This window comes from Gemmatimonadota bacterium (assembly GCA_016714015.1).
Lineage (GTDB): Bacteria > Gemmatimonadota > Gemmatimonadetes > Gemmatimonadales > Gemmatimonadaceae > Pseudogemmatithrix.
In genome coordinates, this window is the sequence record JADJNZ010000004.1 from 159,394 (window position 1) to 172,935 (window position 13,542).

11 protein-coding genes are annotated in these 13,542 nt (G+C 72.2%); 4 read left to right on the plus strand and 7 right to left on the minus strand.

Features of this window, described 5'->3' with window-relative positions; all coding sequences use genetic code 11:
• The first annotated feature begins 61 nt into the window (after positions 1-61).
• Complete coding sequence (locus IPJ78_07955) at positions 62-664, plus strand: hypothetical protein (protein ID MBK7906483.1); 603 nt, start codon at positions 62-64, stop codon at positions 662-664.
• On the opposite strand, the gene IPJ78_07960 is transcribed toward IPJ78_07955, so the two are convergent.
• Positions 645-3,659: a tetratricopeptide repeat protein gene (locus tag IPJ78_07960; protein ID MBK7906484.1), complete on the minus strand. Its 3,015-nt coding sequence runs from the start codon at positions 3,657-3,659 to the stop codon at positions 645-647. The two genes, IPJ78_07955 and IPJ78_07960, sit on opposite strands and share 20 nt — an antisense overlap.
• Before the next feature lie 180 nt (positions 3,660-3,839).
• Between IPJ78_07960 and IPJ78_07965 the strand changes: the two genes are divergently transcribed.
• Entirely contained in the window at positions 3,840-4,991 is a 1,152-nt protein-coding gene (locus IPJ78_07965; GenBank protein MBK7906485.1) for a hypothetical protein, read from the plus strand.
• Here IPJ78_07965 and IPJ78_07970 read toward each other — a convergent pair.
• The gene (locus IPJ78_07970; GenBank protein MBK7906486.1) at positions 4,972-6,708 is read right to left on the minus strand and encodes a response regulator; all 1,737 of its coding nucleotides are present in this window, start codon (positions 6,706-6,708) and stop codon (positions 4,972-4,974) included. The two genes, IPJ78_07965 and IPJ78_07970, sit on opposite strands and share 20 nt — an antisense overlap.
• Positions 6,709-6,787: 79 nt before the next feature.
• Positions 6,788-7,867 carry a formylglycine-generating enzyme family protein gene (locus tag IPJ78_07975; protein ID MBK7906487.1) on the minus strand — a complete coding sequence of 360 codons (1,080 nt, stop codon included), beginning with the start codon at positions 7,865-7,867 and terminating at the stop codon, positions 6,788-6,790.
• A gap of 46 nt (positions 7,868-7,913) precedes the next feature.
• Between IPJ78_07975 and IPJ78_07980 the strand changes: the two genes are divergently transcribed.
• Positions 7,914-9,371, plus strand: a complete 1,458-nt coding sequence (locus IPJ78_07980) for a sulfatase-like hydrolase/transferase (protein ID MBK7906488.1) — start codon at positions 7,914-7,916, stop codon at positions 9,369-9,371.
• Positions 9,372-9,374: 3 nt separating this feature from the next.
• On the opposite strand, the gene IPJ78_07985 is transcribed toward IPJ78_07980, so the two are convergent.
• The 3 genes from IPJ78_07985 to IPJ78_07995 all read right to left on the minus strand — a co-directional run bounded on the left by IPJ78_07985 (position 9,375) and on the right by IPJ78_07995 (position 12,052).
• Entirely contained in the window at positions 9,375-10,238 is an 864-nt protein-coding gene (locus tag IPJ78_07985) for an HDOD domain-containing protein (protein ID MBK7906489.1), read from the minus strand.
• A gap of 69 nt (positions 10,239-10,307) precedes the next feature.
• On the minus strand, positions 10,308-11,483 hold the full coding sequence (locus IPJ78_07990; GenBank protein MBK7906490.1) for an energy transducer TonB: 1,176 nt from the start codon (positions 11,481-11,483) through the stop codon (positions 10,308-10,310).
• A gap of 17 nt (positions 11,484-11,500) precedes the next feature.
• Positions 11,501-12,052: a hypothetical protein gene (locus IPJ78_07995; protein MBK7906491.1), complete on the minus strand. Its 552-nt coding sequence runs from the start codon at positions 12,050-12,052 to the stop codon at positions 11,501-11,503.
• Between the two features lie 344 nt (positions 12,053-12,396).
• On the opposite strand from IPJ78_07995, the gene IPJ78_08000 reads away from it, so the two are divergent.
• Entirely contained in the window at positions 12,397-13,176 is a 780-nt protein-coding gene (locus IPJ78_08000; GenBank protein MBK7906492.1) for a hypothetical protein, read from the plus strand.
• 11 nt (positions 13,177-13,187) lie between these two features.
• Here IPJ78_08000 and IPJ78_08005 read toward each other — a convergent pair whose 3' ends face one another.
• Positions 13,188-13,490 carry a biopolymer transporter ExbD gene (locus IPJ78_08005; GenBank protein ID MBK7906493.1) on the minus strand — a complete coding sequence of 101 codons (303 nt, stop codon included), beginning with the start codon at positions 13,488-13,490 and terminating at the stop codon, positions 13,188-13,190.
• Between the last annotated feature and the right edge of the window lie 52 nt (positions 13,491-13,542).

The window sequence follows — 13,542 nt, forward strand, 5'->3', positions numbered from 1 at the left end:
CCTTTCATGAGGACCGTCACCGCTCGATCCCACCACGTGTCACGCCATGGAGTGCTCCACGATGAATGCGCGTCTCTCGATCCTCTCGGTCCTCACCTTCGGCGCGTTGATGACGGCGTGCGCGGATGCCGGCTCACCCCTCGACCCCACGCTGCAGACGGCGAACGAGATCTCGCTGGCCAAGTCGGGCAGCGCGCCGAGCGGCGGCGGAAGCGGCGGTGGTGGCGGCGGTGGTGGTGGCGGTGGCGCGCCTGCGCCGGCCGTGGGCAAGATCCGCGCGGCCTCCGCGGGCGCGGTGTGCGACGCCGGCACCTCGATGGGCATCACCATCCGCAAGGGCATCCAGGATCGCTCCGAGATCATCATGTCGATCACGGGCCCGACGACCGGACCGGTCGCCTCGTCCGGCAACTTCCTCTACTGGTCGTTCACGATCGTCGACGAGGCGACCGGCGCCCGGCTCCTCGGCTACGGCACGAGCAGCCAGTTCGCCGGGGCGAACGCCCTCATCACCATCTCGGGCGCGAGCACCACGCCCGGACAGCACGCGTTCAAGTTCCTCGCGCAGAACCACGAGCTCGCGGCGCTGACGGACTTCAACACGCTGCTCGCCTCGCCCGCCGTGGAGACCTGCACGGCGACGATCAACGTGACGGCGAACTGATGCCGTCGTCGCCCGGGCGGTGCAGCGCCGCCTGCACCGCCCGGGCGAGCGCCTCGCGCTGGAAGGGCTTCGTGAGGGCCGCGACGAAGCCCGCCTCGCGGAAGTGCGCCATCGTCGGATCGTCGGAGTAGCCGCTCGCCACGATGGCCCGCGCCGACGGGTCGATCCGCAGGATCTCCGCCATCGCCTGCCGACCGCCCATCCCGCCAGGGATCGTGAGGTCCATGACGAGCAGGTCGAACGGGGAGCCGGCCTGCCGCCGCTCGGTGAATCGCTCCACGGCCGCGCGTCCCTCGGCGACGGACTCGACACGATAGCCCAGCTGCTCGAGCATCCGCTGCAGCACCGAGCGGACGAGCGGTTCGTCGTCGAGGACGAGGATCGACCCGTTCCCCGGCACGAGCGCGACCTGCTCGGGTGTCGCCTCCGCCGCCATCTCGCTCGACGCCGGGAAGAACGCGCTGAAGGTCGTGCCCTCGCCCACGCGCGACGTGAAGGTGAGCGTCCCGCCGTGGTTGCGGCAGATCGCGAAGGCCGTGGCGAGGCCCAGACCGTTCCCCCCGCGTTTCGTCGTGAAGTACGGGTCGAACACGCGATGGCGGATCGCCTCGGGGATCCCGTTGCCGTTGTCGGCGAAGTCGATCCGGACGTAGCGCTCCGCACCCGAGCCTGACGCGGGCGCCGCCGCGGCGACGGCGCCGAGCGGGAGGTGCTCGGCGACGTTCGACGCCCGCACGACGAGCCGTCCCCCTTCGCCGGTGGCCTGCGCGGCGTTCAGCACGAGGTTGCTCACGACCTGGCTGAACTGCCCGGCATCGAGATGGGCGTGCCAGAGCGACTCGGGGAGCTCGATGTCGATGCGCATGTGGGAGCCGGCACCGGCCAGCGCGATCGCATCCCGGAGCACGCGGGCCACGTCGGTCGTGCGCCGGAGCGGCTGCCCGCCCTTCGCGAACGCGAGCAGCTGCGTCGTCAGGTGACTCGCCGCCATCGCGGCCTGCTCCGCGCCAGCGAGCATCTCCTCCCGCTCGTCCGGCTCCGCGTCGCGCGCCAGCGTCACATGCCCGAGGATCGCGGTCAGCGCGTTGTTGAAGTCGTGCGCGATCCCGCCCGCGAGCACGCCGAGCGACTGGAGCTTGTCATCGCGCTGTCGCGCTTCCTCCTCCTGATGCTCCTCGGTGGTGTCCCGGACGCTGACGAGCACACAGCTGCGGCCACCGGAGGTCACGCGGCTTCCGCGGACCTCGCTCCAGTGCGCGCGCCCCGCGGGATCCTCCCACTCCGCGTCGATGGCCTGATGGTCGGTGTCCGGTCCCTCGAGGAGTCGCGCGAGCGCGTCGGCGAGCCAGCGCGGGTCGATCGCCGCGATCGGGAGCGTGCCCATCGCGGTGTCCACACCGCAGAGGGTGCGCGCGGGACCGTTGCACTCGAGCACCGTGCGCGTCGAGGCGTCGACCAGCAGGAACGGCACCATCGACGTCTGGAACAGGGCACGGTACCGTTGCTCCGACTCCACCACCGCCCGCTCGGCGCGCACGCGCGTGGTGTACAGCACCAGGAGCAGCACGAGACTCGCGACGAGCGCGAGCATCGTGGCGACGGACCAGACCAACCGCTCGCGACGCGACTCGGCGAGGACGGCGAGCGCGTCGAGGTCCGCCTGCCGCTGTCGCGCCTGGTAGCGCGTCTCGATCTCCGCCGTCAGGCGTTGCTTCGCGCTGTCCGCCAGCTCCGTCGCGAGCGCGTGATAGCGCTGGTAGGTGCGGAGGGCCGCGCCGCTGTCCCCGGTCGCGGCCTGCGCTTCCGAGAGCAACGCGAGCAGGTCCGACTGGCTGCGGCGGCTGTTGATCTCCGTCGCGAGCGCGACCGATCGCTCGAAGAGCGGGATCGCGCCGCGCGGGTCGCCGAGTCGCATGCGGACCTCCGCCACCGCGCCCTGCGACCGGACCACGCCGTCCTTGTCGCCGATCCGCTCGCGCAGGGCGAGGGCGCGGCGATGGTAGTCGAGCGCCGACGTCGGCTGCTGCATCCGCTCGTGCGCATAGCCGATGTTGCTCAGGTCCTTCGCCTGCCCGTAGAGGTTCCCGTCCTCCACGTCGAGGAGGTACGCGCGCTCGAGGGGTCCGATCGCGGCGCTCGGGCGGCCGAGCTCGATCAGGGCGAGCCCGACGTTGTTGAGCGTGTTCGTCAGGTTGCGGCGCGGTCCGAGGCGTTCGTGGATCGCGAGGGCGCGTCGGAGCGCTGCGTAGCCGTCCGCCGTCCGCCCGAGGTCGAGATAGACGAGGCCGATGTTGTTGTGCGCGCGGGCGGCCGCGATCTCGTCGCCGAGGGTCTCGCTCATGCGCAGCGCCGCGACGAACCCGTCGAGGGCGGCCGCGAGATCGCTCTGGTTGTAGTGGATCGCGCCGACATGCGAGAGCGTGCGCGCGAGCGCAGGCGAGTCGCCATACGGCTCGAGCAGCCGCCGCGCGCGCCCGATCGAGGCAGTAGCGGCCGCATAGTCCGCCATGCGCCACTGGACGAGCGAGACCTCGTAGTGCGCATCCGCGAGGGTCCGGGCGTCCCCCAGCGAGGTCGCGAGCGACTCCGCGCGCAGGGCCTCCGCCAGCGCCTCGGGATAGGTCCCTCCCGATTGCAGCGCGTAGCTCCGCGTGATGCGCGCCTCGACCTCGCGGGGCACGGATGGGTGCACGGTGAGCAGGGTCAGAGCCTCGTCGGCGAACGGGAGGCCGATCGCGGGCGCGTCCTTGTGCGCATCGGCGAGGGCGAGCAGCAGCGGGATGCGTGCGGCCCCTGTCGCGGTCGCGAGGCGTTGGGCGAGCGCCGCCGTGTCGGGCACCGGGATGGCGCCGGGCTTCGCTGACTGTGCCGTGAGCGGCGCGGCGCCACCGAGCCAGAGGCTCGCGAAGAGCACGGCGAACACGGCACGGGACACGCGCGCGAGTGCCGTGGCTCGCCAGCCGATCGGTCGGGGGTCGTGGTGGTCCCGGCGCATGTCGGACATCCCGGTGAGTGAGGCGCCCGAGAGCTCGGGCGCTGCCTCATCTATATGACGGTCCGTCGTGACTTCCTACCGGGAGAACCCTCACGGTTCGGTGGTGAAGTGCTGACCCGCGCGCATTAAGTGTCGGTGAACGGTATTGCCCGCGCGCGTCTCGCCGCCGACATTCGCCCCATGCGCCCTCAACGTCTCTTCCTCCTGGCGAGCATGCTCGCCACGGCGTGCGATCGGGCCGCCCCGCCCACGCGCACCGTCGCACCCGAGATCCGTGACGCGGCCGCCTACGAGGCCGTCCCCACCATCGCGCTCGAACCGGACGCGCCGCTCTGCGCCGATCCACTGGCATGCCTCACCCCGCCGCGCGCGGACGCCGTCGTCGGCGACGACGGCGACGTGCTGCTCCTCATGGCGAGCGGTCGTCGCGCCGAGGTCGGCCGCGTGCTCGCCGGCACCGACTCCGCGGTGCGGGTCGGACGCGAAGGCAGCGGACCGGGCGAGTACCGCATCCCGGGGCTGCTCGGGTTCTCGCCCACCGGCGACGCCCTGATCCTCGACATCGCTGCCCGTCGCACGCTGCGCTACTCGCGCGATGGTGCCACCGCCTCCACCGCGCTCGTCACCCTCCCGCCCGCGCCGTTGGGCGGGTTCGGCTTCGTTCGCGGCGAACTGCGTATCCTCTCGACGGACGTCCCGAAGACGCCCGGCGATTCACTCCCGGTGCACGTCTTCGCACTCGACAGCGCTGCGCCGAGCGCGCGCCAGTTGCACACCCTTGCCCTGCGCCAGCCGGCCTACGCGCTCATGGCGATGCGGCAGCCACCCGGACTCTTCACGCCCGCGGACTGGTTCGCGCTGCGGCAGGACGGGTCGGTGGTGTTCGCGTACGGCGGCGAGCTCGTCGTCGAGCTCTACGACTCCGCGGGCGCGCTCGTGCGGCGCATCGGTTTCGCGCTCGTGCCGCGCGAACCGCTGGAGCGCGACATCGCGGAGGCGAGCGCGTCACGACTCCGCGGCTTCCCGCCGGGGGCGATGCGCGACGCCGCGGCGCGCCAGCTCACGCAGGGCATGGCCACGCGGATGCCGCTCGTCACGGCGCTCGTGACCATGCGCGACGGTGAGATCTGGCTCCGTGGCACACCGGACCAGCTGGGGGAGCAGGTGGAGTGGCTGGTCCTCTCGGCGGCGGGTGAGCCGCGCTTCCGCGTGCGACTCCCCGTGGACGATGCGGTGCTCGGGAAGCACGCGGGGCGCTACCTCGTCACGCGGCAGGACGGGGAGGGGAGCCGGTACTGGTGGGTGCGGCCGCCTACGGGCGCGCCCCGGTGATGAGCGCGACCAGCTTCGCCTCGAGCGTCTCCACATCCCACGGCTTGCCGAGGAACGCCGCGTTCGGATCGTCCCCCATCGACTGTTCGATCGTCTCCGCCGAATAGCCGGAGACGAGCAGCACGGGCGTGCGCACGCCCTGCGCGCGGAGCGTGCGCAGCAGGTCGAGGCCGCTCGCGCCGGGAAGCGTGACGTCGCTGACGATGGCGACGTACCGCTCGACCCCCGCGAGCCAGGGCAGGGCATCCTCGACGGACGCGACGGCGCGGACCTTCGCGCCGAAGGAGAGGAGGATCCGCTCCGTCGCGAAGCGCACCAACGGTTCGTCCTCGATCAGCAGGAGGTGATGGCCGTCGATCGCCGGCAGAGGCGTCCGCGTCGGTGTCGAGCGCCGTGCGGTGGGCGTGGCGGTCGCGACGTCGAGGTCCTCGCTCGGCGTCGGGAACCACAGCTCGGCGCGCGTGCCGGTCCCCGGGGTGCTGGAGAGCACGAAGCGGCCGTCGTGTCGTGCCATCGTGTCCCGCACGATGGCGAGCCCGAGGCCCGTGCCGAGGTGCGCGGGCTTGGTCGTGAAGAAGGGCTCACTCGCCCTGGCGAGGACCTCGGGCGACATCCCCGGCCCGTCATCGGTGACCGTCAGCAGGGTCCACGCCCGTCCCTCGTCGCGACGCATCTCGATCGCGAGACGGACGGTACCCGCGTCACCGAGCGCGTCGCGCGCATTGACGATGAGGTTGAACAGCGCCTGCTCCACGGCATCACGATCCACGCGGAGCCGTGCGGTCGTCGCGCGATCGGCCTTGAGCGCGATACCCGACGGCAGGACGCGGCGCATCAGGTCGGCGGTGTCGTCGAGGAGCGGCGCGATCGGTTGGAGGACGGGGTCGTGGACGTCGCGCCCCGAGATCGCGAGCAGTCGTCGCGTGAGCCGCGCGCCGCGCGCCGTCGCCTCGTCGATCGCGCCGATCGCCGAGGCATCGCCGACGGGTCGCAGCGCGGCCGCGCTCGCGCGCACGATCGTGAGCAGGTTGTTGAGGTCGTGCGCGACCCCGTTCGCGAGGCGCGAGGCGAGGTCGAGCTTGTCGGCGCGGCGCGCCACCGCGGCATCCGCCTCACGCGCGGTGACGTCCTCGAGGACCAGCACCGCGTCCTCGGGACCACCCGCGGGCACGAGATGCGCGCGCACGACGCGCGCCGTGCCGTCCGGCAGGTGCCACGGCCAGCGGAGGTCGCGGCGCGGGGCGCCCTCGGCGAGCGAGCGCTCGAGCGCGGCCCGGTCCGCAGGGTCGGCGAGGCGCGTGCGCCAGTCGGCGGTGGCTGCCGCGCCGGTGGTGGTACCGCTGCCGGCGAGCGCGACGAACTGCGCGTTGGCGTCGAGCACGCGGCCGTCACGCGCAAGATGCGCGATCCCCACCGGCGCCGCCGTGAGCAGGGCGCGCGAGCGCGCTTCCTGCCGCGCGACCTGCGTGTGCGCGGCGTCGAGCTCGAACGCCATCCGCACCACCGCCCACGTCGCCAACGGCGCGACGATCGCCGGGATGATCGCCGCCGGGATGAAGTACGCCGCGCGATCCGACGGCTGGCCGTTGAAGACGAGGTACGCGACGACCGTCAGCGCGAGCGAGAGCGCGACGGAGAAACCCGTGATGAGCAGAAGCGTCCGGAGGCGGCCGAGCTTGACGAGCGTGTGGTGCCAGGAGCGGTGCGGGTCGTGCATGTGGACCGGTGGGGGGATGCGCGAACAGGAATATGCCCATCCTGGTCAGGCGAGCAAGAGCGCCGGTCCCGCGAACCCTTCACCGCACCACGGCACGCCTCGCGCGCCACTGCGCCGGCGTCATCACCACGCGGAATCCGATGTGCGAAGCCCCGGTGTCCGGCGCGCCCGTCCCGCGCGCACTCACGCGATAGCCGCGGCAGTACACATCATTGCAGAGGAACGAGCCGCCACGGATCACGCGCATCGGCTCGCCCTCCGTGCGCGGGTCGAGTCCCGTCGCCGGACCGGTCGGGTCGTGCACCGGGGCCTCGTGCGCGCGGCGTGCGTACGTGTCGGGCCGATAGTGATCCGCCGTCCACTGCCAGACGTTCCCCGCCATGTCGTGCAACCCGTAGCCGTTCGGCGGGAACGATCCCACCGCGACCGGCTCCGCGGGATGCAGCGGGAAGGTCCCGCCATAGATGTGCGCCTGCGGATGCTCGGCGTCGTGCGCGCCGTCGCCCCACGCATGCGCCTGACGCTCGTGGCCGCCGCGCGCGGCGTACTCCCACTCCGCTTCGGTCGGCAAGCGTCCGCCCGCCCATCGCGCATAGGCGACCGCGTCCTCCCAGGCCACGTGCACCACCGGGAGGTCGGCCTTTCCGGCGAGGTCGGTGCCCGGCCCGCCGGGATGACGCCAGTTCGCGCCAGGGACCCAGCGCCACCAGCGGCTCACGTCGCGCAGGTCCACCTCGCCCGACGTCGGCGTGAACACCAGGGACCCCGGCACGAGGAGGTCGGCCGCGGGTGGCGGCGTCCCCGGCGGCATCCCGCGCATCAGCTCCTCGAGCGCGGGCGCGCGCTCGGCGACCGTCACGTGCCCCGTCGCGTCGACGAAGCGCGCGAAGGCGGCGTTCGTGACGGTGTGGACGTCCATGTAGAACCCGCTCACCGCGACGGCATGCACCGGTCGCTCATGCGGCAGTGCGAACGGCCCGTCGTCGCCCATCGAGAAGGTGCCGCCGGGGATCCAGACCATGCCGTCTGGCGCCGGACCCGGCGCGGGCACCGCGGGCACCGCGCGCGCCGCGCTCGCGCCGTCCCGAGCACCGCAGGCGGCGAGCGCGGCGAACCACGAGACCGCGAGCGCACGACGGATCGAATGGCGTGGGGGCACGTCGGGAATCTAGCGTCGGCCCTCGGCGGGAGATAACGTTGCCGCCGTGACCGCTCCCCTCGACCGTCCGCGTCGCGCGCCGTTGGCGCGTGCGCTCGTCGCACTCCTCGCCGCGACGGCGATCGCCTGCGCGCCCGCGGCGCCGGCGCGCCCCAACATCGTCTTCGTCCTCGTCGATGACCTGCGTTGGGACGACTTCGGTGCCGCCGGTCATCCGTTCGCCGAGACGCCCAACATCGACCGCCTCGCCGCCGAGGGGGCGCGCTTCCTCAACGCCTTCGCGAGCACGCCGCTCTGTTCGCCGAGTCGTGCGAGCATCCTCACCGGCCAGTACGTGCGGACCAACGGGATCACCGACAACACCGCGCGCGACTCGGCGAGCCATCGGCTCGCGACCTTCGCGATCCCGCTCGAGGCCGCCGGCTATCGCACCGGGTTCTTCGGCAAGTGGCACATGGGGAACGACGATTCCCCGCGGCCGGGCTGGACGCGATGGGTCGCGATGCGCGGGCAGGGAGAGGCGGTCGATCCGTCGCTGAACTTCGACGGTACGCGGCGCGTGGTCGAGGGCTACGTGACCGACGTGCTCACCGACCAGGTGGTCGGGTTCCTCCGCGACTCGAGCGCGGCGCCGTTCATGGTCTTCCTCGCGCACAAGGCGCTGCACCCGAACATCGTGCAGCGCAACGACGGCACGCGCGGGACGATGGCGACGGGGCAGCCGGAGGGCTTCGTGCCGGCGCCGCGCCACGCGGGGCGGTACGCGACCGCCGTCGTGCCGCGGCGCGAGAACGCGCGTCGCGCGCCGGAACGGAAGCCGGCGCTGCAGCGTGCGATCCCCGGACTGCCGCCCCTCTCGCCCGAGACCGGCACCAGCGATGCCGACGTCCGCGCACGCCTCGAGATGCTCCTCGGCGTCGACGAGTCCCTCGGCCGCATCGTCGCGACCCTCGACTCGCTCGGCCAGCTCGACAACACGATCATCGTCCTCACGAGCGATCACGGCTACTTCTACGGCGAGCACGGCCTCGACCAGGAGCGACGGCTCGCCTACGAGGAGTCGGCGCGGATCCCGCTCATCGTGCGCTACCCGCGCGTCGCGCGGCCGGCCACGACGCCCGCGCAGATGGTGCAGACGATCGACTTCGCCTCGACGCTCCTCGCGCTCGCGGGCGTGCCCGACACCGTGCCGCGACAGGGCGTGTCGCTCGTGCCGGTGCTCGACGGCAGCGCGACCACCTGGCGGCGCTCGGTCCTCCTCGAGTACTACACCGACATCGTCTTCCCGCGGACGCTCACCATGGGCTACGACGCGGTGCGCACCGAGCGATACACCTACATCGCGTATCGCGAGCTGCAGGGGATGGACGAGCTGTACGATGTCGTGAGCGACCCGTTCCAGATGGACAACCTGATCGGCACGCCGAAGGGGGATTCGATCCTCCCGACGGTGCGCGGCGAGCTGGAGCGACTGCAGCGCGAGGCATTGCCGGCGCGGCGCTGACGCTCAGGCGAGTAGGAGCGCCGCCTTCGTGTACGCATCCTCCGTCCAGTCGATCATCCCGTGCACGTCGCGCGCCGGCACCTCGAGCGCGCGCAGCAGCACCGCCGCCGGCTGCGGCGGACGCCCCTCGACCGGCAAGCCCACGTCGAGCTGCCAGCACATCGCCTCGGCCGCCGCGATCACCGTCGCGAGTCGCGCGACCTCCGGCGGCGCCTCCTGCGGATGGTTGTGATGGTAGACCGCGTCGGCGATGAACTCCGGCAGCGCCCACCGCCCGATGAGGAGGCTCGCGACCGCGCCATGGTCGATGCCGAGGTGCTCCTCCTCGATCGGACCGATCGGCGCGTCGTGATCGGCGCGCGCGTCGAGCAGTTCCGAGAACTCGTCGGGGAAGTACTGATCCACGACGAGCAGGCCGACGTCGTGCAGGAGGCCCACGAGGTACGCGTCCTCGGGGCGGATCTCGCGGGAATCACCCACCGCGGCCCAGAGCCGGCGCGCGAGCGCGGCGACCGTCACGGAGTGCGACCAGAACTCCTCGTGGTCGAATCGCGCGCGCCCGTTCCCGAAGGCCTTCACCACGGCGAGCACCGTGCAGACCGCGCGCACCTGGTTGAGGCCCATGCGCGCGATCGCGCCGCTGACCGTCGAGATGGGCGCCCCGGCGCGCCCGAACGCGCCCGAGTTGGAGAGCCGCAGCAGCCGCGTGGTCAGCGCGGGGTCCTGTTCGATGAGGTGCGCCACGCGCGACACCCCCGCGTGCGGGTCGTCGAGCACGCGGTGCAGCTGCAGGACGATCGTCGGCAGCGTGGGGAGGTCGTCCCCTCGGCTGATGATCTGTTGCAGGCGCGGGAAGATGTAGGGCACGGCGGCTCGAAAGGGGATGGGTGTCCCCTTCAGTATCGACGCCGCAGGCGGGGGGCTTGAGGTGAGGGGTCAGCAGCGCGACACGCGCGACGGCGTGGAGGACCCGACGCCGATGCCATCCTGGATGCTCACGCTGACCCCGACCGACTCCCGGTAGGTGACCACCTGCCGTACCGGGCGGCCCTTGAGGCGCGCCGGCGCGAAGCGCAGGTCAGGCGCCATCGCGAGCACGGCGGCGCCGAAGGCGCTGTTGTTCGTCGAGACGAGGACCGCCGTGCCCGGTTCCGGCACCCCGGCCGCGTCCACGACGAAACGGGTCTCCGCGCGGAAGCACGAGTTGGCCCGGATCTCCCCTTCGGCCGGCTCCCAATCGAGCCGCGCCCTGTTCCGCACTTCGCGCGCCTCGCGATCGACCTGGCACGCCAGATAGACCAGCGGCGTGCCCTCGGCCTCGACCGGGAGGGGCGGGCAGACGCCGCGCCGCTCCTCGGGCATGGGCGTCACCACGCTGGGGGCGAGCACGCCGACCTCGGCGAGCACGTAGGAGCTGGACCGCGTGGCCCCATTGGCGGCGAGTTCGTAGATGTAGGGCAGGACGAGCAGGGAACAGCGCGGCTGCCCGCCGAACTGCGCCGGCTCGAACCGCATCTGCGCGTAGGCCTCGCGCAATGCCGTGTCGAACGGCTCCGCCGACGCATACAGCGTCGAGGTCAAGGTCGGGTCGACGAGGCCGTCGGGCCGCACGACGAGCGCGACGACGACCCCGCCCTCCCGGCCGTTCTCGCGCTCCGTCGCGGGATAGCGGGGAGCGCCACTCGTCCGCGCCAGTTGCGCGAACCGGACGTTCCGCCGGTTCGCGTCCACGTGCTCGACCAGCGAGTCCACCGCGTTGAGCGGGACGGCGAAGGTCCGGTCGAGATCGGATGTGGGGCGGAGCGAGTCGAGCGGCGCGACCGCCTCGGCCATCCCGAGCGTGCTGAAGGCGACGACGTAGCGACCGGCCGGCGGTGCCGCGAACTCGAACGTGCCGTCCTCGCGCGTGAAGGTGGTCGCGATGAGCGTGCCGTCGGTGCGGCGGAGCGCCGCGTCCACGCAGGCGAGGGGTCGGGTGGAGTTGGCCAGCACGGCGCGGCCGGAGATGAGGCCTTGGGCGGGCAGGTCCGGGGCGAGCGCGACCAGCGATGCGCAGAGCGCGGCGCGGAGCAGGTGGGAGGGGCGCGAGCGGCGCGAGGTGGGCGATGGCATCGGTGCTCCTGGACCGGTCACGGAAGACCTCCGAGGGTGGGGACCGCCCCGCGTCGGGACCGCGACCGGGCGCGCGTCCACCCGTACAGTCCGAGCCCGATGGCGAGAACGAGTGAGACGGCGGCGGCAGACGCGGCGGCGATCACGAAGCGCGGGACGGCGGACGACACGAACGGCAGGATGCGCTCGGGTGCCAGGAGCAGCCCGACCGTACCGACCCAGAAGTACGCGACCGGCACGAGCCGGAGCCCGTGGGAGATCGGGCCGCGGCGGACCACCTGCTCGGTTCCGGTCGCCTGCTGCGCGCGATCCCACGCGACGAGTGCCTCCACGGAGTCGTCTTGCCCGGCGCCGGACGACGCATCGCGAGGGCTGCTCCTCCCGATGGCGCGTCGGTCGGCGCGCAACTGTCCGGCGCGGACCCAGGCGCCGCATGCCATCACCGCGAGCGACGCGAGGACGACGGCGACGCTCATCCCGCGCGCGTCGCGGTCGAAGCGGAGCCACGCGGCCCACGTGTAGCCCACGAGGAGGCCGAGCGCGAAGAGGATCCGAGGGAGGGAGACCACGCGTTCCGTTCGGTTCGTGGGATTGGGATCGGGGAGTGGTGGGTCGATCCGGCGCGCGGCGTAACGATACCGCCTGATCACGGCGACGCTAGACGGCATTGCGACCGCGAGATGCCTATAACGAAACGTGAGAGCCATGTACCGCGCCGATGCATTCCCGGTGTGTGCTGGGATGCCTTACCGCAGCCCTAACCTCATGTCAGGCAACATGTTGTAGCGCGTGGTGGCGCCATCGTCACCGCGGTATGTCCATTGCTCTTGGAAGGGGTCAACGGGGCACCGATCCCCATGGTCCAGCCCGGAGGACGACCCTCGTCCGCCGGCACACTTCGAGGAGGCAGTCCATGTCCGCCAAGCGATTCCTTTCCCTCTGCGCGCTCGCCGTCGCCACGGCGGCCTGCGACAGCGCCACCGCGCCTGGCGCCAAGAGCGTCAGCCTCTCCTTCGCCGGCGCGCGTTTCGCGGGCGTCGCGGCCGGCTTCCGGTCCTCGGCGACGATGGCCAACGCCGTGGGCGATTCGCTCATGGTCACGGCCGGCAGCGACACGCTCGTGATCACCCGCGTCGAGGTGGTCGCGCGCGAGATCGAGCTGCGCCGCGCAGGCGTGAGCGGGTGCGACTCGACGCTCTCGTCCGACAGCTGCGAGTACTTCAGCGCCTCCGCGCGCCTCGTCGTGCTGCCGTTGACCGACGTCGCGTCGCAGGTGCTCGAGGTGGACGTGGCCGCCGGCACCTATTCGTCGATGCGGATGAAGGTCCACAAGGTGAGCGATGACGCGGGCGACGCCGCCTTCCTCGTCGCGAACCCCAACTGGCCGACGGGCGAGAGCATCCGCGTGACCGGCTTCTACAACGGCACGCCGTTCACCTACCTCTCGGACGTGAACTTCCACGCCGAGGAGTCGCTGTCGCCGCCGCTCGTGGTGGACGGCGTCACGCCGACGAACCTGACGGTGCGGATCGACATCGCGAGCTGGTTCCGCAACGGCGCTGCCGGCCCGCTGATCAATCCGGCGACGGCGGGGAGCGGTGGCGGGAACAAGAGCACCGTGGAGAACAACATCCAGAACTCGGTGCGGGCGTTCGAGGACCGGGATCGCGACGGGGACGAGCGGGACGGCTGAGCGCGCGCGGGTCAGCCCGGCTGGAACTCGGAGGCGCTCGCGGGGAAGAGTCCCGCGAGCGCCTTCGGCAATTCCGCGGCGGTGATCTCCCGGCGATCGAGGCAGAGCCGGCCGCTCGCGTCGATGGCGAGCGTGTGGTCGTCGCCGTCGTCGGGATGCGGCCGGAGATGCTCCCCCTGCGGCGGCTCGGCGTCGACGCCCGCGGAGAGGGCCGGCGTGACGATCATGAAGATGCAGAGGAGCACGAGCATCACGTCGATCATCGGCGTGACGTTGGGGACGGGCGCGACGGTGTGGCGGGAGTCGGCATGCATGATCGCCTCGGGGCCTGGGTGGTGGCCGCACGTTGGCGACGGTCGCTGAGGC